Source organism: Archangium minus, from assembly GCF_044360475.1.
In the GTDB taxonomy this organism is placed as follows: domain Bacteria; phylum Myxococcota; class Myxococcia; order Myxococcales; family Myxococcaceae; genus Archangium; species Archangium minus.
Genome location: NZ_CP043494.1, coordinates 3,906,364 through 3,925,053, shown reverse-complemented (window position 1 = coordinate 3,925,053; position 18,690 = coordinate 3,906,364). Strand labels below are relative to the sequence as shown.

Sequence of the window (18,690 nt, the reverse complement as noted above, 5' to 3'; positions counted from 1 at the left end):
CTCCCTCTGGGAGAGGGTCAGGGTGAGGGTATCCAAGCCCGTTCTTCAACCCGTGGCCCGCACTGTGGACAGAGGGTTCAACCCGGGTTCAGCCCATACCCTCACCCCCCGCCCTCTCCCAGAGGGAGAGGGAGCATGCGCATCACGGCGGCGGAGGGGAGAGCGCTCGCAACCCTTCGGCGATGGCCAGGGAGATGTTGCCCATCAGGTCCTGCCGCGCGTTGACGACATAGAGGTACGGAGTCAGCGCCCACACCTCGCGCACCACGCGCCGAGGAGGCGGGGGCGGCTGCGTACTCAGCTCGGCCTGGAGCAACGGCAGCACCTTGTCGGACAGGCGCAGCGCCGTATCCATGACGAACAGAGCCAGGTGGGGGCGCAGCGCGCGCACACGTCGGAAGAAGGCCCCCACCTCGTCCGAGGCCAAATGCTTGGGCGGCGAGGACTTCATCTCCAGGTAGAGCAGCCGGCCTTCCGCCGCGGCCACCACATCCAGGTCTCCACCCACCTCGGGCGCGTGGAACTTCACGCCCACGGCCACGTCGAAGCCGAGCCGTCCGCGCAGCTCGCGAGCCACGTACCACTCCAGCGTGGGACCGAAGTTGTGGGTCGGGTAGCGCAGGCGGTACCGCCCATCGTCCTCGCGCTCCGCGAGCCCGAGCGCCACCAGGTCCTCGGCCACCTTCGCGGCCTGCGAGGCTCCGAGGTAACGCGTGGCCTCGGTAGGTGTGAAGCTCCCGCGCCGCAGGATGGCGCCTCGGAGGAAGAGCCGGAAGGCATAGTGGCCGAGATGCTCCGCCAGCCGCTCGGCCGCTTCGCCCTCCATGTCTGCAGGAAACGGCAAATCCAACGGAGCCACGGTGGGCTGGAAGCCCCGGCGCACCAGCATGGCCAGAGCCTCACCGCCGGGTGGCAGGAGCTCCCTCCGCACAGGCGGCGCTCCCGCGGCATGCAGCTCCAGCTCACGTGCCGTGGGACGCTCGCCGGAGCTCACTGGTCGCAGTCGACGTCGTTGAAGGTGTTGAACGGCACGCCCGCGACATGCAGGACATCCTCATTGCCACAGGGGGGCGTGCTCAGCTGGGCGTCCTTGGTGGCGATGTGCCAGGTGTCGATCCCACCCTTCTCGTTGTCGATGTCACCCACGGCGAACGCATCAATGTTGCAGCCGGGGCAGGGTCCCGAGACGCCGGGGGACTTCGGATTCTCGCCCTCGCCCGTGGTCCAGGTGAAGCTGACCGGCATGGGCTCCGGCGTGGCGGTGGGGAGCTTGTGCCTCCCTTCATCCGCGGTGATGCAGTTGGCGGACTCGGGATGGGTGACGGTGCCGTCGCCCTTGCGCTCCTCGCAATTGCGGTCGGGAGAGAAGTAGTAGGCGTAGCGGTTGCCACGCTCCGGCGAGAAGCCGGCCTCTCCGTGAGCCTCCAGGTACACGCCCTTCTCCTGCAGGTAGGAGCGCTGGGTGGTGAACCAGGTCCGCAGATTGGACTTGGCCTCCGCCTGCTTGGAGCGCGCCTGGAACTTGATGAAGTTCGGGACAGCCACCGCGGCGAGGATGCCGATGATGGCCACGACAATCATCAACTCAATGAGGGAAAAGCCACGACGCTGCTGGGTGAACGGACGGCGCATGAAGAACCCTGAGGAGAACGGGCCGCGGCGGGGGCCGCGAGTTGGCACCGGGGGTCCAGTGTCCGCGCCAAAAATATCATCAGGCGAGAAAAATGCGCTGGAGCGGGCGGCGAGCCGCATCGCGTCAACCTCCCGTGCCCGCTCGTCCCCTGGACAGGGGACGAACCCGGCCATGGCGGTGGAAAAACCTCAAGCAGGACGCGCCTTTACCCGCCACCGCCGGGGGGCACATAGCGGCGACAAGCTCCAGCCCTGAGATACCCCGTGGCAAAACACCTGCCAGGAGCGATACACCCGGTGAAAAATCCCCCGCTGGAGCCCAATCCACCGGACTGGCTCCAGCAACATCCCGGCGGGCGGACCGGCTCCATCCTGATGTGAGTCCGTCCGTCCGCCTCAAACCTGGCGCCAACGGACGGCGGTGACCTTCAGGTGAGCCTGCGATCGCAGCCTACGGCTCCGCCCCCGTTGTGGGTCCCGTGCCCCCCCCTTGGACCGAAGGGCCTCCCACAGTGCATCGGGGGTCCATCGAGCTGCCCCAGCTGACCTGTGCGGTTGGGTTACGGACCCTACGAGAAGAGGTGCCTTTTGCCCGCACTGTCCAGACTGTCCGGACTGTCCGGACTGTCCGGATTTTTCGAAGCGCCCACTAGGATGGGAGTCATCCATCGGAGGTGCTGATGACGTCCACGCTGCTGGTGCTTCTGCTCCTCGTGCAGGCGGAAGAGCCCGACAACCTGCCTGATGAGGCACTGGAGCCACCGCTGTCGGCATCTTCGGCTGGGGCGGACGGCCGGGAGGACTGGGACAGCCTCTCGGACTGGGGGGCAACTTGTACGTGACCTCAAGCCGCGATTCCAGGCCGCGGGTCCTGACGGCGTGCCGCTGGCCGAGGCTCCCTTTCCGGACGGCTTCTCCGTCTACGGCGAGGCGGTGGTGGGCTGGGATGCCGTGCGCTACGGCGGGCTGCAACGGCACTTGCAGCTTTCGCTGGGCGCCGAGGCATTCACCTGGGGCCGCTTCGACGTGGACGGGCGCGTGGCGGTGCAGCTCTTCAACCGCAACCTCGAGGTGGCGGTGGAGGGCTTGGCGGTGGGCATGGGGGTAGACAATGCGTGCTGACTCGTCACGGGCCCGGTGGGTGGGCCTCCTGCTCGCCCTGGCCCTGCTGTCCACCGGCTGCGCGTCACTGACGCCACCGCCCGGCAGGGGGACGAGCCTGCGCTACACGCCGCGCGAAGCCCCTGGGCCAGCATCGGTCCAGGGGCCGGGTGTCGAGTCTCCGCGCATCCTCGTCTCAACGCCTGAGTCCGAGACACCGGAGCGGTTGCACCGGCGCCGGGCCGCCCGTGAGGAGGTGACGGCGGCAGGCCCGGACAGCGCGGAAAGGGAGGCGCGGCAGAGGGCCCTCGCGGCCCAGTTGGCATTTCGTGGTGCCCTTCGCGAAGTGTCAGGCTCCACCCGCCGCATCTCCGGCGAGCTCGCCCGGCTCATCGCCAGTGGCCGGGGCCTCGCCAGCGGAAACGGTGTCTTCCTCTGCTACGTCGACTATGGCGCTACGCAACTGCGATGGATGGAGGCCCAGCTCGCCGCTGCCACTCGGCTGGCCAACGCCGCTTCGGAGGTGGAGGACCCGGACATGCAGCTCGCCCTGCTGCGCGTGGCCGGCCCACGGCTGGAGGCCGCCCTGGTGGGCTCGCTCCTGCTCGCCGTCTGGCTCGACTTCCTCAACCTCGCCGATGTCGCGCTCAAACAGCACCTCTACCCCGTGGAGACGCTCTTCGCGGACATGGGGCGCAGGCAAGAGATGCTCGAGCCCGCGATGACGGCGCTCTCCTCCCGGGAGCACGGGCAGATGGAGGCCGCGGCGCGAGACGTGCCGCCGTTAGTGGGCCACCTCACCAGCGAATTCGCCGCCACCGTGGAGAGAATGCGCGTGGCGGCGGAGCACCTCCAGAAGATGCTGGTGCTCAAGGACGCCATCGAGGCTGTCACGATGCTCTCAACCATGAGGTTCTCGCTGCCTTCGGTGCGTCCGTCCGCTCCCGCCCTGGTGGGCATTGGACTCTCGGTGGGTGGCGACGGGGTGATGATGGGCACGCGGATTGTGAAGATCGTCGCGGGGCGTATGGAGGCGTACTACATCCCAATGAGTTTCATCCCGTGGAGAGGGCCATGACAGATGGACACCCTTGGCAGGGCAACTGGGTAGTGCGCCTGTACGAGCGCGTCCGCGAGCGGGGTTACGATTCACTCACGGCCTTTGCCGAGGCGCGCCCCACTGCCTCGCTGGTGGCTCTGGCCAAGGAGCTTGGTCCGGACGACATCGCAGGGGTGCAGGTGTTCAAAGGACTGGTAGCCGAAGCGGAGCGGAGCAATCAGGTCACACGTCTTGTGCGCGGACAACTCGTGCGCGAACTGTGGGCGTGTCTCCCAAACGGCTGGCCGGCCGTGCTCGACGACGCCAACCGTTTCGACGTCGCCCATGCACTCGGCGCGTGGGTTACCTTCACCCCAGAAACCCATAAGGACCGAGCCGACAAGGTCGGCGATGCACTCCTCGCCATGCCGCCGCCGCCCGGATGGCTCCCGCTCGGGCCCGACGACGAGTTGCTGCGTACGCTTCTGCCAGACGAGGAAGTTTGAACCTCCCCTACTCCTCCAGGAGAGAGCAGCCTCCGATGAGACATAGGCTCTGACGAGCCCAGCGGACACGGCAGGCGACCTCTACCCCGCCAGCCGGTGCTCGATGCGAATCAACCGGATGCCGTTCGGCGTACGCATCAGCGTGTCCCACCAGTTCGAGCCGTCGAACCAGTAGCGAATCTGCACCCCGAGCACCCGCTCCTGCCGAAGTGCCTCCATGGCCTCGGCGAGCGAAACAGGCGTCCCAGAGACCCTCTCCACAGCCCCGCCCTTGAGCAGGACCTCCTGAACCACGGCACAGCGTTGGATGTCCCGAAGCAACTGCTCCAAGGTCTCCGAGTCCAGGAGCGCATCCTGGAGTTGAGGAAGGGGGGAGTCCTCGAGGGTGGCACTCCCGAGACGGCGACCTGCTGTCATGGAACGGAGACCTGCTGGCTGGAGGGAAGGAGCTCGAAGGCGTTGAGCGGAGCCGGGCACACCTGGATACAGAGCCCACACCCGGTGCAGCGCGGCTCCACCACGCGCGGACGGCCCAGCTCGAGGGCAATGGCCCCCTCGACGGGGCAGCGCTCGGAGCAGGTACTGCAGAACGAGCCCTGCCATGCGAGGCAGAGCTGAGGACGCACCCGCACGGTCATCCGGCTGGCCGTCTCCGTCGCCGCAGCTGGCCGCGCCCGAGCCGCATAGAACGCCTCAAGCGAGAAGCCATCACCGGATGCAGCCCCTGCCCCAGCGGACACCGGTGCGGGAACAGGCTCCTGCGGACGCAAGGGCTCCTCCTTCTTCCGGGGGAAGCCGAGCAAAGCCCGGCGGCTGAGCGTGACCTGTGTGCTCACGGTTGCGTCTCCCGGGCCACCCGCGCGAAGCCACCCGGCGCACTGCTCGCATCGACACGCTGGTCGAGCTGCGCCGAGGAGCCATGGCACTGCTGGCAGTTCTGGCGCTCCGGGTGCGAGGTCCGCAGCCCGGCGAGTCCCTGTGGCCCGTGGCAGCTCGTGCACTCGTTCCGCATGTGTGTTGAATGCGGCAGCGTGGGCGGAGCCCCCGGCCAGGCGCGAGCCCCCATCCCCGCCGAGGCCAAACCGACGAAGCCATTCGCCGGAATGTCCTTGTACGGAGCCAACGGGCGAGGCGACTCCCCCACCACGTGGCACTGCGTGCAGCTCTGGTACGGCGGGTGGCTGATCTTCGGCGCCACCCGGTTGCCCAGCTTCATCCCGTCCCCATGGCAGGCCAGGCAGCCGGGGACCTCGCGCTGATCAATCTCATGCGGAATGGTAGGCGGAGCCCCATCGTAGGCACGGTGAGGCTTGCGCTGCGCCACCGCCTCCGCGCGCTGCTCGAGGGTCGCCACCGGCAGCGGCTTCACCGGGAACGTCTCCTCTGACAGCGAGGCAATGGCGCCCTCGTACATGTGCGCGTTGGCCCCGCGTCGTGCCTCGCGCAGCTCGCTGTAGCTCAGGACGCGCTCCGCCCGTTGCGCGTGCGAGTCCGACGCGGCTGGACGCTCGGGCATCTCGGGCGCTCGGATGCCGGCGAAGTACCCGGTGGCCGCGAACGCCACTGCCACAGCGGCGCCCACGTGGAGCCAGCGCGCCGGGAGGCCACTCCCCTGTTCGCCGCCGGTGCTCATCCCTGTTTCTCCGCAACACGTTCACGCCGCCGCACCCGCGCCGCACACTTCTTGTAATCCGGCTGCTTGGAGAACGGATCATGCTCGTCGAGCGTGAGGCCGTTGATGAGCAGCCGCTCATCGAAGAAGGGGACGAAGAGGGAGCCCTCGACGGGCTCGCCACGGCCGCCGATCCACACCGGCAGGTCGAGCTTCCCGCGCCGGGTCTCCACCGTCACCCAGTCCCCATTGCTCACGCCGAGCCGCCGGGCGTCGGCGCTGTTCATCTCCACGTAGGCCTGGGGCATGGCGCGATGGAGCTGCGGAATCCGCGACGTCATCGTGCCCGAGTGCCAGTGCTCGATGACGCGGCCGGTGCACAACCAGAAGGGGAACTCCGTATCGGGCGACTCGGGAGGAGGCTCGTAGGGACTGAACCAGATCTGCGCCCGGTCGTCGTGCGTAGTCGAGTGGTAGAACTGGATGTCGCGGCCCTTCTTCACATACGGGTCATCGAAGCCAGCGAAGCGGAAGCGAGTCTCACGCCAGCTGCCGTCCGGCTGTTCCACCACGGGCCAGCGCAGGCCGCGAGCCTTCACGTACTCCTGATAGGGCGCCAGGTCCTTGTGCTTGATGCGAGTCGTCTTCCGGTACTCCTCGAAGAGGTGCTCGTCGACGTTGACGTCGTAGTAATGGGCGAAGTCCCAGAGGGGTACGGGCTTGCCGTCCTTGCCCTTCACCTCGAAAAGGAAGCGGCCGTCCTTGTCCTTCATGCCCTCGAAGCCGAGCGCGAAGAGCCGGTGAGCGACAGCGATGAGCTGCCAGGCATCATCACGGGCCTGGCCGGGCGGGTTCACCATCTTGAACCACTGCTGGGTGCGGCGCTCGGAGTTGCCCACCATGCCGTTCTTCTCCACCCACATGGCCGAGGGGAGGACCAGATCGGCAATGCGCGTGGTGGCAGACGGGTAGACATCCGAGACGATGAGGAACTTGTCCGCGAGCTTGCGGCTGGGGTCCACCAGCTTGTGTGTGTTGGGCAGCGTCTGCGCGGGGTTGGTGACCTGGACCCAGATGGTGTGGATGTCCCCGCCCTGCTCGGTGGGCGTGGAGAAGCGCTTCCACATCTCCAGCGTGTGGTAGCCGATCTTGTCGGAGACGCGGCCCTTGGGGAGGTTCCAGATCTCCTCCATCTGGGCGCGGTGCTCGGCCTTGGCCACCACGCGGCCTCCGGGGAGCGCGTGGGCGAGCGTGCCCACCTCGCGCACAGTGCCGCACGCGGAGGGCTGACCGGTGAGACTGGTGGGCGCATCGCCCGGCTTGCCAAAGTGCCCGCTGAGCAGGTGGAGCCCGTGGACCAGGTTGTTGATGGCCGTGCCGCGCGTGTGCTGGTTCATGCCCATGCACCACAGGCTGGTGATGCGCACGTCACGGCGGCCGAACAGCCCAGCCAGCATCCGCAGGTCCTTCGCGGAGACACCGGAGAGCTCCTCCACCTTCTCCGGGGTGTAGGGCTTCAGCAGCTCGCGGTATTCCTCGAAGGTGATGGCCTTGCCCTCGAGCGTGGGCGGCGAGCTGGGCGCGCGGAAGGCGCAGTTCGCCTCGACGAACGCCTTGTCATAGGTGCCGTTCTCCACCAGCAGGTGGGCGATGCCGCACGCGATGGCCAGGTCCGAGTTCGGCTTGAAGCGCAGGGAGTAATCACAGAACCCACTGGTGCGCGTCTTGCGCGTGCCGATGTCGATGAGGGTGACCTTCTCCCCACGCGAGCGCCGATCGATGACACGCGAGAAGAGGACGGGGTGCATCTCCGCGGGGTTGTTGCCCCACATGATGAGCACGTCGCAGGCGTCGAGGTCGTCGTAGCAGCCGGCAGGCTCATCCACGCCATAGGTGGCCAGGAAGCCCGTCACCGCCGAGGCCATACACAGACGCGCGTTGGCATCCAGCTGGTGCGTGCCCAGGCCGCCCTTGACGAACTTCGAGGCGGTATAGCCCTCGGGGATGGTCCACTGACCACTGCCGTAGAGACCGAAGCCCTTGGGGTCCTTCAGCACGCGGCGGGCGATGATGTCGAGCGCCTCGTCCCAGCTGATAGGGACCTGCTTGTCGCCCTTGCGCAGCAGCGGCGTGGTGAGCCGGTCGCTCCCATAGAGCGCGAGCCCCACGTGATAGCCCTTCACACACAGCAGGCCCTTGTTCACCGGGGCCTTCTGGTCGCCCGCGATGGCCACCACCTTGCCGTTCTGCACGCCCACCTGGACGTGGCAGCCAGTGCCACAGAAGCGGCAGGGGGCCTTGTTCCACTGCACGCCGTTACGAGCGGCGCCCGTCGGCTCCGCGGCGGCCCGGTCCTGGCCATACGCGAGGCGGCTCGCGGCCAGCGTCGCCGCCGTCATGGCCGTACCCTTCAGGAAGTCCCGGCGATCCATGGCTCAGCGCTCCTCCTCTGAGAAGTCCACCATCACCACATCCACGAAGCTCACTCCTGGAAGCTCCCTCAGGGACTCGGCGAGCGACTCGCCCTCGGAGAGACTGGCGGTCTCGGTCACCACCGGCAGCCAGCGCTCCTCTAGAGGAGGGCCCACGGTGATGCGCGGGTCTCGGGCGACTTCACAAAGCGCGAGCGCCCTCCGTTCGGGAGACGCGTCGAGGGTGAGCACCAGGCTACTGATAGGCATACAGGCTCCGTCCATTCGGGCACGGCCCCCTGGAGCAAGAGGCGGACCACCCCGGCACTCCCCTTCCCTCCCTGCATGGCGCGGAGACCCACGCGAGGGCCTCGCGCAAAGCCTGCGCGCAAATCAGCATGAGGGATGCAGCTTTTTCATGAGCGGGCGAGCGGCCCGGCCCGCGGCCTCGAAGGAAGCCCCAGGAAGAGACGCGCTGGCACGGGCGCTGCTTTGGGCTGGCCGCCGTGGAGAACGACCTCTACAGATTGATGCGCCCGGCGCTCGCCGCCCTGCTCCTGGCCGTCGTTGGCTGCGGGAAGGACCAACCCGCACGCTTCCAACCGCCCCCGGGAGCCCCCACCGGTAAGGAGACGCTCCTCCAACCGGCGAAGCTCACCTCGGTGGAGAGCGACCGGAAGGATGCTCTGGGCCGGCCACTCCGCGTCTCGTGCGAGAGCTGCCACTCGCTGCGTGAAACGAAGCCCATGCCCTCGCGGCCCGAGGAGCTGAAGGAGTTCCACCAGGGCCTCCAGTTCCGCCACGGGGAGCTTGCATGCACCTCGTGCCACCAGGCGGAAGCGCCGCGCACGCTGCACCTGGCCACGGGCGAGCCGCTGCCCATGACAGAGGTGGTGACGCTGTGCGCGCAGTGCCACGGGCCGCAGTACCGCGACTTCAAGGCGGGGGCGCACGGCGGCATGACGGGGTACTGGGATCTCTCACGGGGAGATCGCACACGGAACAACTGCGTGAGCTGCCACGACCCGCACACGCCGAAGTACGCGGGCGCGCATCCGGTGATGCCTCCGCGCGACACGTCCGCCCACGGTGAGCCGGGCCCGAAGGAGAGCCGAGACCATGAGTGACACCGTCTCCCGCCGTACCGTGATGAAGGGCGCCGGGGCCACGCTCGGGGCCGCGGCCTTCGCGCACGCCATGGCACCGCTCACCGAGTGGTCCAAGGACTTGAGCGTCGGCGAGTTCCTGCAGAAGCACTACAAGGAGCTGACGCGCGACGAGATGGGGCGGATCCTCGTCCACCTGAAGGAGGAGACGAAGCGGAAGTACGGCCGCGACGTGGACATCCGAGACCTGCCGCCGCAGGAGGGCGTGTCCTTCGGGTACGCGCTCAACCTGAGCGTGTGCATCGGCTGCCGCAAGTGCGCCGAGGCGTGCCACCAGGAGAACAACCACGACCGGCGCACGGGGAACTCGTACATCCGGGTGCTGGAGATGCAGCAGGGCAGCCTGGATCTGGAGCACGGCAACGCGAACTACGACCATCCCGTGCCGGCCGAGGGGAAGTACTACATGCCGGTGCAGTGCCACCAGTGCGACAACGCGCCGTGCGTGAAGGTGTGCCCCGTCCAGGCCACGTGGAAGGAGGCGGACGGGGTGGTGGTGGTGGACTACAACTGGTGCATCGGCTGCCGGTACTGCGAGGCGGCGTGCCCGTACCACGCGCGGCGCTTCAACTGGGCGAAGCCGGAGATACCCGCCGAGGAGATCAACCCGGACCAGGGCTACCTCTCCAACCGCATCCGTCCGCAGGGCGTGGTGGAGAAGTGCACCTTCTGCCTGCACCGCACGCGAGCGGGACGACTGCCGGCGTGCCTGGAGGCGTGCCCCACGGGGGCGCGGGTGTTTGGCAATTTGTTGGATCCGAAGAGCCCCATCCGCTGGGTGCTCGAGAACAAGCGCGTCTTCGTGCTCAAGGAAGAGCTCGGGACGCGTCCCCGCTTCTTCTACTTCTTCGACAAGTGAGCCATGGCTGCTTCCCGTCACCTGCTCGATTACCCGCGGTTCCTGGGACGGCTCCTGTGGATGAGTACCGACGGGAGCTGGCGCTTCTACACGTGGATGACCGTGCTCACGGCGATCGCCCTGGTGGGGGCCAACGCCTATGCACACCAGCTCGCCGAGGGCATGGCGCTCACGGGGATGAGCGACCACGTCTCGTGGGGCCTGTACATCGCCAACTTCACCTTCGGCGTGGGGCTGGCCGCGGGCGCGGTGATGATGGTCATCCCCGCGTACCTGTACCACGACCATGAGATGCACGACGTCACGCTGATTGGCGAGCTGCTCGCCATCGCGGCGATCTTCGTCTGTCTCCTGTTCATCGTGGTGGACATGGGGCACCCGGAGCGAGCGTGGCACCTGATGCCAGGGATTGGCCGGTTCAACTGGCCGGTGTCGATGCTCACGTGGGACGTGGTGGTGCTCAATGGCTATCTGGTCATCAACCTGCACATCTGCGGCTACCTCATCTACATGCGCTTCCTGGGGCGCACGCCGCGCAAGCAGTGGTACCTGCCGTTCGTCTTCCTTTCCATCTTCTGGGCCATCAGCATCCATAGCGTGACGGCGTTCCTCTACAGCGGGCTCGGGGGGAGACCGTTCTGGAACTCGGCACTGCTGGCGCCGCGGTTCATCGCGTCAGCGTTCATTACGGGCCCAGCGTTCGTCATCGTGCTGCTGCAGGCCATCCGGCGCTTCACCGGGCTGCCCATCGGCGAGGGCCCGCTGCGCACGCTGACCTCGGTGATGCGGGTGACGGTGCTGCTCAACCTGTTCATGCTGGGCTCGGAGCTGTTCACCGCGTTCTATACGGGCGGCTCCCATGCCACGGCGGTGCGCTATCTGTTCTTCGGGTCGCACGGGCACCACGCGCTGGTCCCGTGGATCTGGACGGCGGTGGCGCTGAACATCGCCTCGGCGGTGGTGGTGCACCTGCCGGCCACGCGACGTCACGTGGGGCTGCTCAACCTGGCATGCGCGCTGGCCTTCGTGGGTGTGTGGATCGAGAAGGGAATGGGTCTCATCATCCCCGGCTTCGTCCCGAGCACCCTGCACGAAGTGGTGGAGTACGTGCCGACACTCACCGAGTGGAAGATCACGGCGGGCATCTGGGCCTTCGGGCTGATAGTGCTGACGGTGGCGGTGAAGGTGGCGCTCCCGGTGCTTAGCGGGCAGATCGCCGCATCACATGCCGAGCACGGGCACGCCGGGCAAGGCGGAGAAACCCAGGAGGCGAAGCAGGCCGCCTAACCCCACTGAGTGCAGTCTTCCGCAGGTGGACCTGTGCAGCAACAAAGACCACTTCGACGTGGAACTCCTATCCAAACCGTAGCACCCGCTCTCCCTTCCCAGAGAAGGGAGAACGGGATGCGGTGTTGTACTCAATACAGCAAAGAGCGGCTGGCGGTGGTTGCGTACATTGGAGGTCCCTCGCCTAGCTGGTTGAAAGAATTGTTGCCCCAGGCCCATACGGTGCCATCGGAACGCACCGCCAGCGAGTGGTACCCGCCAGAGGCCACGGCCAATACTCCGCTCAATCCTTGCACCTGTACCGGCATAGACCGATCATCCGTCGTGCCATCCCCCAGTTGGCCTGAAGAATTGGAACCCCAAGCCCACACGGTGCCGTCGGAGCGCAGCGCCATCGAGCAACCATGGCCAGCAGTCATGGCCACCACTCCGCTCAAATCATACACTCGACCGGGGTTGGAACTGCTGTCGTATACGGTATCATCGGAGCGCGCCGCAACTGTGTGATGATACCCAGCGGCCACGGCCACTATTCCGTCCATCCACGGCGTCGCCGCAGTGGTGCCGCGATTCCAAAGCCAAGAGGTGTTATCTGAGCGCATTGCCAGCGAATGATTAAAACCAGCTGACACAGACACTGCCCCGCTCATTCCTTTCACCTGCACCGGGACGTAACGATCGCTCGTGGTACCATCCCCCAGTTGTCCCAGGGAGTTGGAGCCCCAGGCCCACACGGTGCCGTCGGAGCGTACCGCCAGCGAGTGGGCATAGCCAACAGCCACGGCCACTACCCCGCTCACCCCTTGCACCTGCACCGGCACCAGCCAATTGGCCGTCGTACCATTCCCCAATTGGCCAGAGAAATTGGAGCCCCAGGCCCACAAGGTACCGTCGGAGCGCACCGCTAGCGAGTGGGTAATGCCAGCGGCCACGGCCACTACCCCGCTCAACCCTTGCACCTGCACTGGCACGGAACTGCTGCTCTTGGAGCCATCTCCCAGCTGGCCATGGAAGTTGCCGCCCCAGGCCCACACAGTGCCATCAGAGCGCACTGCCAGCGAGTGCTCCTGGCCAGCGGCCACGGCCACTACCTCTCTCAACCCTTCCTGCACCGGCACTGGAATGGTGCGGTGAATACCAGCTCCATTCCCTAGCTGGCCAGAGGAGTTGTTGCCCCAGCTCCACACGGTATCGTCAGAGCACATCGCTAGCGAGTGGGACTTGCCAGCAGCCACGGCAACTACCCCTCCAAGCCCTTGCACCTGAACCGGCACGAAGTTGCTACTCGTGGAACCATCTCCCAGTTGGCCATGGGAGTTGTTGCCCCAACTCCACACGGTGCCGTCGGAGCACGCCGCCAGCGAGTGGGACTCGCCAGCAGCCACGGCAATTACCCCGCCAAGCCCTTGCACCTGAACCGGCACGGAGTTGCTACTCGTGGAGCCATCTCCCAGTTGACCATGAGAGTTGCCACCCCAAGCCCACACGGTACCGTCAGAGCGCACCGCCAGCGAATGGGACTCGCCAGCGGCCACCGCCACTACTCCGCTCAGACCCCGCACTTGAACCGTCCCGGAGCTGCTGCTCGTGGAGCCATCTCCCAATTGGCCATGGGAGTTGCCGCCCCAGGCCCACACGGTGCCGTCGGAGCGCACCGCCAGCGAGTGGGACTCGCCGGCAGCCATGGCAACTACCCCGCTCAACCCCTGCACCTGAACCGACCCAGAGCGACTGCTCGTGGAGCCATCTCCCAGTTGGCCATGGGAGTTGCCGCCCCAGGCCCATACGGTGCCGTCGGAGCGCAGTGCTAGCGAGTGCGACTCGCCAGCAGCCACCGCCACTGCTCCGCTCAGACCCCGCACCTGAACCGTCCCGGAGCGACTGCTCGTGGAGCCATCTCCCAGTTGGCCATGGGAGTTGCTGCCCCAAGCCCACACGGTGCCGTCGGAGCGCAGTGCTAGCGAGTGCGACTCGCCAGCGGCCACCGCCACTGCCCCACTCGGACCCTCCGTCTGCGACGGCCAGGGTAAATTAATCACGAGGGCATTCTGCACCTGACCGTAAGTGTTGGAACCTACTGCCCTGATTCTACCATCTGGGTCTACAGCCAAAGAATGAGAACTTCCCGCCGCAATACTGGCTCGCACCTGTCTTTCCAACAGAGGAGTGTCCGGCGATGCTGGCACTCCTGGGTCATCGGAGGGCTTCCTGCAGCAGGAAACCAAACAGACCCCCAACCATACACTCAACACCCTGTTTATCCACCACCAGCCACTACTTTGCATTTCACCACCTCTGTTCATTTTAAAACTCAAACACCTCCACAAACAATACAAAAACATAAAACAAAAATACAAAACCCTGCAAGACAAGACTCTCCATAGAGATAGTGGAGTGTCTTACAAATTTTTCGACATAGTCAGGAGCGGTGTCGATCGACCCATTCGTGCATCTTGGCGCGAGTCCAGGACCAGGTGAACGGGTGGGCGTAGAGGAGATTGTACTCGGGCCAGCTGCTCTCAAGGTGGTCGATGAGCTCGAGGCGGCTGGCCCAGTCCCCGCGTACCAGGTAGCGCGCACCGAAGGCGCGCAGCAGCAGTTCGGCCTGGTTGAGCCAGGAGGCATGGGCTGGAGTGAAGAGCACCCGGACATGAGGGTAGTGGGAGCGCAGGAAGTCGCGCGTTTGCCGAGCAACGTGGCTGGGTCCGTTGTCCCAGATGAGGTGGATGCGGCGCGCCTCGCGGTGGTCCCCCAGCAGTTGAGGGAGCAGAGCGCACAGATTGGCGGAGTCATTGCGTTCCGGGCACCAGCCGCGCATCTGGCCAGAGTGCACCACCAGCTTGGCCAGGAAGTTCACCGTGCCGTGGCGCGTGTACTCGAACTCCTTCTTTTCGAGGAGGCCCGGCTTCATCGGGCGTGTGAGGCAGTTGGGCTCGAGCACCTGGATTTTGGGTTTTTCATCCAGGCACAACACCACCTCGCCCCGCTCGGCCAGAGCCTGTGCGTTCTCGTAGCACCAGAGCACCTGCGCTGCTTTGTGGCGGAAGGTGTCATCGGGAACCGGCGTCTTCCAGTACCGCACACGATGTGGCTGCAAGTCGGCGTCCCGGAGGATGAGCGCGACGGTGGCGTGGGAGATGGAGGCGATGCCCCTGTGGCTGGCAACGCGCGCCAGGCTCCGCGTGGACCAGTGGGTCATGTGTAGGCCGAGGCCCGCCGGCTCACTGCATGCCAGGCGCTCCACCTCGACTCGTTGCAGGAGGGGAAAACTCCCTCGGACGACCAGAGCGGGGAGCATCCAGCACCACGTCTACCCCTACCGACTCATAGCGACGACACAATGCCCAGATGCTCGTTCTATCCAGGCCGAGCCGTTCGGCCAGTTCCGAGACGATGGTGGCCGGCTCCGCCATCGCCAGCAGGATGCGCGCCCGACGAGCGACGCGCTGCTCGATACGTCCGTCTCCCACCAGTGTTTCGAGGTAGGCTCTCTCTCCTGGTGAGAGGTGGATGAGTCGCGGGGGTCGTCTCCTCATCCACCAGAGCTATTCATCCCCCGCGACTATGTCGAACTACTTGTAAGACACTCCAATAGAAGGTACGTTCAATCGGACACAGAATACGTTGCAAAAGAAGGTACGCGAGTAAGCCGGCTCTGCGGAAGAGCCAGCCGATAGGACAGACTGTGAGTGAAGGCAACAGAGGAGGTGGAGACGAAGAGCTACGATGAGGACAGAACAGTGAAGAATCTCAAGCGCCACCTGGTAGTGAACACGCTGGACAATTCTCGGACAAAGACAACGAACGCCAGGAGGAGTCCTCCAATACCTTCATCCTTTCGGAGGGCATGTGCGACTCATACTCCGATGCCTCGCCTGCTTGCTCTTGTTCAACTCCCTCTGAGCGGCTGGATGCGTTCGGCCAGCTTCCCTCTGGCGAGCAGCTCCCTGAACTCATCTCCCATCCGCTCGCTCTCGGCCATCACCTGACGCCAGGCGCGTAGCCGCTCGGTGTCCGGCATGCGGACGAAGTCATCCCGGTCCGGGATCTTCCCGTTCGGCAGGCGCGCGACGAGCTCAGGTGACGGAGAGATGAGCAGCGCTCGGCGGAAGTTGGTGGGCCCCGCGCGACGCCAGGGCAACGACTTGTCGAACCAGCCGGGCACCACGTACGGGTAGAAGTGCGGATAGAGCACCAATCCCTCACCCGGGCCGAACTCCAGATCGAGGTGGTAATCAAGCACTCCACCATCCCGGTAGATGCCAGCCCCAGCGCCAGGGATGCGCACCCCACTCAGCACGAGCGGAATGGACCCAGATGCCAAGAGCGCGGGGCGCAGGTTCTCCCGGGACAGGGGCAGGTGGACGGAGGGCAGGTCCGCGAGTCCCGTGAACGGACTGGTGTCCCCCGCGCTGTGGAAGATGACGCGCTCCATGTGGAGCCCCAGGGTGCGGCGGCTCACCAGGTTCCCCAGGGCTCCGAGCGTGAGCCCCAGCAACTGGGCCTGACGCTGCTCGCTGGCGGTGAGGCCTCGGCAACGGGTGGTGATCACATGCAGCCGCGCCCACGGGTGGTTGAGGATCTGCTCCTCGCCCCCAGCGCCCAGAAGCGCGTCCAAGATGCCCTGGCTGGTGGTGCTCACCAATGCCGTGGAGGGCTTGGGCGGGTAGCGCTGCTCGACATACGCCTCCGCGAACCGCTCCAGCGCGGCCACGGGATCCTTCAGGGCGAGGCACGCCAACCGCCAGCTCCCGATGGAGGAGCCAATGAGGTGGAGCGGGCGGCTCCGGCTCTTCAGAAACTCACCGAACAGCACCCGATCCAACCCGGCCAGCACCAGCCACTTCGGACCACCCGAGGCACCGGGCAGGATGTCGATGTCGTCCGCGCGCAGGCCGCGCTCGCGGATCAGCCGCAGCGCGTCGGGGCCGGCCAAAAGGGTGAGGCTCGAATTCATGGCCGGGGGGATATAGAGGTGCCGCTCTTTTTTCCAAGGTTCAATTCTTCCACCTGGCAGCGCGGCTTCACCCTGGAATGACGGGTGGTTGCAATGACGCGTAGCGTCGAGCACGAGTGCTGTGAGAAGCTGCGCGCGCCCCCCACCTCGTATGTCGAAAGGAAGCGTCTTGAGTCAGTCGCGCCCCCTGGAGTTTGCCCGTAGCACGGAGAAGGAGCCGCACCTCGAGCGAGCCCGCGCCATCCTGCGCGCGCACCCCGAGATCAAGGATCTGTGCGGTCCCACTCCCATCACCGCCGTGTTCGTCCTGCTGCTGGTCGCGGGGCAGGTGGCAATTGCCTGGGCCCTACGAGATTCGCCCTGGTGGGCGCTGTTGGCCACCGCCTGGTTGGTCGGCGCCTTCATCGATCACGGCCTGTGGGTGCTCATCCACGAGTGCACCCACAACCTCGTCTTCCGCAGCCCGCGCCTCAATGCCGCGCTGCAGCTCTTCACCAACCTGCCCATCCTCTTCCCGGCAGCCGCCTCGTTCCGCAAGTACCACCTCATCCACCACCGCTTCCAAGGTGACGTGGAGCTGGACGCGGACCTGGCCACCCCGTGGGAGGCGAAGCTGATTGGCAACTCGTTCTTCGGCAAGGCCTTCTGGCAGCTCAACTTCTGGGCCTTCCAGGCGATGCGCGTGCCCCGGCTCCGCCGCGTGCCGTTCTTCGACCGCTGGTACATCGCCAACATGACGATCCAGCTCGCCTTCATCGGCGCGAGCTATGCGCTGCTCGGGCCCCGGGCGCTCATCTACATGTTCCTGTCGTCCATCTTCGCCATCGGCCTGCACCCGCTGGGCGCTCGGTGGATCCAGGAGCACTTCCTCGTCAAGGCGCCCCAGGAGACGTACTCGTACTACGGGCCCCTCAACTGGGTGGCCTTCAACGTCGGCTACCACAACGAGCACCACGACGTGATGCGCGTACCCTGGACGCGCCTGCCCAAGGTGCGCCAGCTCGCCCCCGAGTTCTATGACTCGCTGCACTACCACCGCTCGTGGACGGCGCTGTGGCTGAAGTTCCTCTTCGATCCCTCCCTGTCGCTCTACAGCCGCATGACGCGCAGCGGTGGCTCGGGAGACGGCACGGTGCAGGCCGAGGAAGCCTCCAAGGCAGCGTAATGGGGTGGAGCGTGGACGGGGCCCTCATCCTGGAGGGCCCCGCTCACCCACTCAGTTCTCCAAGGCGAGGGGCGATTCGGAATACCGGGTGAGCAGATCCATCGGTGTGCCGAACACGGCGAGCGCGCCCGCGGACCGCAGGTCTTCGTCCGTAAAGCCGCCGCACACCAGCCCGATGCTCCGCATCCCCAGGCGCACGGAGCCCTCAACGTCGTAGGGCAGACCCGAAATCGTCAGCGTCTCGTCCGTCCCGTCGAGGCCCAGCAGGCGGATGGCCTCCGCGGGAATCTCCTCGCTGAGCCGGGTGTGGTCCACCTCCGCGTCCGTGGTGCTCGCGTCGATGAGCTCCTCCGCCCCGAGCAGCTCGATGTAGTGCTCCAGCTCGTCAGGGTCCGCGGTGGAGGCCAGGGCGATCTTCCACCCCTCGTCACGCAGGTGCTTGAGCAGCTCGGTGGCCCCGGCGAAGGGCCGCACCCGGGAGAGGTACTGCTCGTGGAAGAGGGCGCGGTGGAAGCTCGCCAGCTCCTCGGCGTAGCGCTCGTACTCGTCCTCGGGGAGGAATACGGACAGGAACTGGTCACCGTTCCGAGCCATCTGCGCGAGCACCCGAGGCAGTCGCACCTGACGCCCGTAACGCGCCAGCGCTTCCTGCCACGCGCGCGCGCGCAACACGTTGGTGTCCACCAGCGTCCCATCCACCTCGAAGACAATCGCCTTAGGCAACGCAACATCCTCCGCAAGCAAGCTGCGCACTCCAAACGCCTGCTGACGGACCCAAAAGTCCGCGCCCTGGCCAGGAAACGCTGGTGGAGGTCCCCGCCCCCCATCTGAAGGAGCTCGCGCCCGTCCTCCCCGTCCCCCGGCGAGCAGGCAAGAGTGATTGGGACACCGAGGAGCTGGCGGAACAACGCGGGCAACAGGCCACGACAGCGCGTCCTCACGACCGCACTCCGCG

The 18,690-nt window shown here is 66.2% G+C and carries 19 protein-coding genes and 1 pseudogene; 8 read left to right on the top strand and 12 right to left on the bottom strand.

All coding sequences use genetic code 11. The annotated features are described in order from the left end of the window. Positions 1–142: 142 nt before the first annotated feature. Both F0U60_RS16220 and F0U60_RS16215 read right to left on the bottom strand, forming a co-directional pair. Positions 143–931, bottom strand: a complete 789-nt coding sequence (locus F0U60_RS16220; RefSeq protein ID WP_395820423.1) for a hypothetical protein — start codon at positions 929–931, stop codon at positions 143–145. A 59-nt stretch (positions 932–990) separates the two neighbouring features. After that, the gene (locus F0U60_RS16215; RefSeq protein WP_395820420.1) at positions 991–1,632 is read right to left on the bottom strand and encodes a type IV pilin protein; all 642 of its coding nucleotides are present in this window, start codon (positions 1,630–1,632) and stop codon (positions 991–993) included. 680 nt (positions 1,633–2,312) lie between these two features. Between F0U60_RS16215 and F0U60_RS16210 the strand changes: the two genes are divergently transcribed. From F0U60_RS16210 to F0U60_RS16195, 4 genes and pseudogenes are all read left to right on the top strand, one after another. After that, positions 2,313–2,474, top strand: a complete 162-nt coding sequence (locus tag F0U60_RS16210; RefSeq protein WP_395826051.1) for a hypothetical protein — start codon at positions 2,313–2,315, stop codon at positions 2,472–2,474. Positions 2,475–2,484: 10 nt separating this feature from the next. Beyond that, positions 2,485–2,736 (top strand): annotated as a pseudogene (locus F0U60_RS16205) (hypothetical protein); the annotation flags it as partial. A 7-nt stretch (positions 2,737–2,743) separates the two neighbouring features. Beyond that, positions 2,744–3,811 (top strand): DUF2380 domain-containing protein, encoded by a 1,068-nt coding sequence (locus tag F0U60_RS16200; protein WP_395820418.1) that lies wholly within the window; start codon positions 2,744–2,746, stop codon positions 3,809–3,811. Then, positions 3,808–4,278, top strand: coding sequence for an NUDIX hydrolase (locus F0U60_RS16195; protein WP_395820416.1), 471 nt, complete (start codon positions 3,808–3,810; stop codon positions 4,276–4,278). Before F0U60_RS16200 ends, F0U60_RS16195 begins: the two co-directional genes overlap by 4 nt. Positions 4,279–4,359: 81 nt before the next feature. Here F0U60_RS16195 and F0U60_RS16190 read toward each other — a convergent pair whose 3' ends face one another. From F0U60_RS16190 to F0U60_RS16170, 5 genes are read right to left on the bottom strand one after another with little or no spacing between them, the layout of a single operon-like run. After that, positions 4,360–4,695 (bottom strand): hypothetical protein, encoded by a 336-nt coding sequence (locus tag F0U60_RS16190; RefSeq protein WP_395820413.1) that lies wholly within the window; start codon positions 4,693–4,695, stop codon positions 4,360–4,362. Next, positions 4,692–5,114, bottom strand: coding sequence for a 4Fe-4S dicluster domain-containing protein (locus F0U60_RS16185; protein ID WP_395820410.1), 423 nt, complete (start codon positions 5,112–5,114; stop codon positions 4,692–4,694). The genes F0U60_RS16190 and F0U60_RS16185 overlap by 4 nt, the downstream gene beginning before the upstream one ends. After that, positions 5,111–5,911 (bottom strand): nitrate reductase cytochrome c-type subunit, encoded by an 801-nt coding sequence (locus F0U60_RS16180; RefSeq protein WP_395820407.1) that lies wholly within the window; start codon positions 5,909–5,911, stop codon positions 5,111–5,113. The genes F0U60_RS16185 and F0U60_RS16180 overlap by 4 nt, the downstream gene beginning before the upstream one ends. Continuing rightward, entirely contained in the window at positions 5,908–8,322 is a 2,415-nt protein-coding gene (locus F0U60_RS16175) for a molybdopterin-dependent oxidoreductase (protein ID WP_395820404.1), read from the bottom strand. The genes F0U60_RS16180 and F0U60_RS16175 overlap by 4 nt, the downstream gene beginning before the upstream one ends. Before the next feature lie 3 nt (positions 8,323–8,325). Next, positions 8,326–8,571 (bottom strand): hypothetical protein, encoded by a 246-nt coding sequence (locus F0U60_RS16170; protein WP_395820402.1) that lies wholly within the window; start codon positions 8,569–8,571, stop codon positions 8,326–8,328. 236 nt (positions 8,572–8,807) lie between these two features. Between F0U60_RS16170 and F0U60_RS16165 the strand changes: the two genes are divergently transcribed. The 3 genes from F0U60_RS16165 to dsrP are packed head-to-tail and all read left to right on the top strand — an operon-like array spanning position 8,808 to position 11,613. After that, positions 8,808–9,428, top strand: a complete 621-nt coding sequence (locus F0U60_RS16165) for a hypothetical protein (RefSeq protein WP_395820399.1) — start codon at positions 8,808–8,810, stop codon at positions 9,426–9,428. Further along, positions 9,421–10,326: a 4Fe-4S dicluster domain-containing protein gene (locus F0U60_RS16160; protein WP_395820396.1), complete on the top strand. Its 906-nt coding sequence runs from the start codon at positions 9,421–9,423 to the stop codon at positions 10,324–10,326. The genes F0U60_RS16165 and F0U60_RS16160 overlap by 8 nt, the downstream gene beginning before the upstream one ends. A gap of 3 nt (positions 10,327–10,329) precedes the next feature. Then, entirely contained in the window at positions 10,330–11,613 is a 1,284-nt protein-coding gene (gene dsrP / locus F0U60_RS16155) for a sulfate reduction electron transfer complex DsrMKJOP subunit DsrP (RefSeq protein WP_395820393.1), read from the top strand. A 131-nt stretch (positions 11,614–11,744) separates the two neighbouring features. Here the strand turns inward: dsrP and F0U60_RS16150 are convergent, their stop codons facing one another. From F0U60_RS16150 to F0U60_RS16135, 4 genes are all read right to left on the bottom strand, one after another. Beyond that, positions 11,745–13,898, bottom strand: coding sequence for an RCC1 repeat-containing protein (locus tag F0U60_RS16150; RefSeq protein ID WP_395825276.1), 2,154 nt, complete (start codon positions 13,896–13,898; stop codon positions 11,745–11,747). Between the two features lie 134 nt (positions 13,899–14,032). Then, positions 14,033–14,812 carry an IS630 family transposase gene (locus tag F0U60_RS16145; protein ID WP_395820390.1) on the bottom strand — a complete coding sequence of 260 codons (780 nt, stop codon included), beginning with the start codon at positions 14,810–14,812 and terminating at the stop codon, positions 14,033–14,035. A gap of 22 nt (positions 14,813–14,834) precedes the next feature. Beyond that, positions 14,835–15,026: a helix-turn-helix domain-containing protein gene (locus tag F0U60_RS16140; RefSeq protein WP_395825273.1), complete on the bottom strand. Its 192-nt coding sequence runs from the start codon at positions 15,024–15,026 to the stop codon at positions 14,835–14,837. 476 nt (positions 15,027–15,502) lie between these two features. Next, the gene (locus F0U60_RS16135) at positions 15,503–16,570 is read right to left on the bottom strand and encodes a patatin-like phospholipase family protein (protein WP_395820387.1); all 1,068 of its coding nucleotides are present in this window, start codon (positions 16,568–16,570) and stop codon (positions 15,503–15,505) included. Between the two features lie 169 nt (positions 16,571–16,739). Between F0U60_RS16135 and F0U60_RS16130 the strand changes: the two genes are divergently transcribed. Next, positions 16,740–17,735 carry a fatty acid desaturase gene (locus F0U60_RS16130; RefSeq protein ID WP_395820385.1) on the top strand — a complete coding sequence of 332 codons (996 nt, stop codon included), beginning with the start codon at positions 16,740–16,742 and terminating at the stop codon, positions 17,733–17,735. Between the two features lie 51 nt (positions 17,736–17,786). On the opposite strand, the gene F0U60_RS16125 is transcribed toward F0U60_RS16130, so the two are convergent. Then, positions 17,787–18,458 carry an HAD family hydrolase gene (locus tag F0U60_RS16125; protein WP_395820382.1) on the bottom strand — a complete coding sequence of 224 codons (672 nt, stop codon included), beginning with the start codon at positions 18,456–18,458 and terminating at the stop codon, positions 17,787–17,789. Between the last annotated feature and the right edge of the window lie 232 nt (positions 18,459–18,690).

Bases quoted from the DNA above. Each gene is read 5' to 3' on its own strand.
- F0U60_RS16215 (WP_395820420.1), bottom strand. From the start codon at position 1,632: ATGCGCCGTCCGTTCACCCAGCAGCGTCGTGGCTTTTCCCTCATTGAG.
- F0U60_RS16210 (WP_395826051.1), top strand. From the start codon at position 2,313: ATGACGTCCACGCTGCTGGTGCTTCTGCTCCTCGTGCAGGCGGAAGAG.
- F0U60_RS16200 (WP_395820418.1), top strand. From the start codon at position 2,744: ATGCGTGCTGACTCGTCACGGGCCCGGTGGGTGGGCCTCCTGCTCGCC.
- F0U60_RS16195 (WP_395820416.1), top strand. From the start codon at position 3,808: ATGACAGATGGACACCCTTGGCAGGGCAACTGGGTAGTGCGCCTGTAC.
- F0U60_RS16190 (WP_395820413.1), bottom strand. From the start codon at position 4,695: ATGACAGCAGGTCGCCGTCTCGGGAGTGCCACCCTCGAGGACTCCCCC.
- F0U60_RS16180 (WP_395820407.1), bottom strand. From the start codon at position 5,911: ATGAGCACCGGCGGCGAACAGGGGAGTGGCCTCCCGGCGCGCTGGCTC.
- F0U60_RS16175 (WP_395820404.1), bottom strand. From the start codon at position 8,322: ATGGATCGCCGGGACTTCCTGAAGGGTACGGCCATGACGGCGGCGACG.
- F0U60_RS16170 (WP_395820402.1), bottom strand. From the start codon at position 8,571: ATGCCTATCAGTAGCCTGGTGCTCACCCTCGACGCGTCTCCCGAACGG.
- F0U60_RS16160 (WP_395820396.1), top strand. From the start codon at position 9,421: ATGAGTGACACCGTCTCCCGCCGTACCGTGATGAAGGGCGCCGGGGCC.
- dsrP (WP_395820393.1), top strand. From the start codon at position 10,330: ATGGCTGCTTCCCGTCACCTGCTCGATTACCCGCGGTTCCTGGGACGG.
- F0U60_RS16150 (WP_395825276.1), bottom strand. From the start codon at position 13,898: ATGCAAAGTAGTGGCTGGTGGTGGATAAACAGGGTGTTGAGTGTATGG.
- F0U60_RS16145 (WP_395820390.1), bottom strand. From the start codon at position 14,812: ATGACCCACTGGTCCACGCGGAGCCTGGCGCGCGTTGCCAGCCACAGG.
- F0U60_RS16140 (WP_395825273.1), bottom strand. From the start codon at position 15,026: ATGGCGGAGCCGGCCACCATCGTCTCGGAACTGGCCGAACGGCTCGGC.
- F0U60_RS16135 (WP_395820387.1), bottom strand. From the start codon at position 16,570: ATGAATTCGAGCCTCACCCTTTTGGCCGGCCCCGACGCGCTGCGGCTG.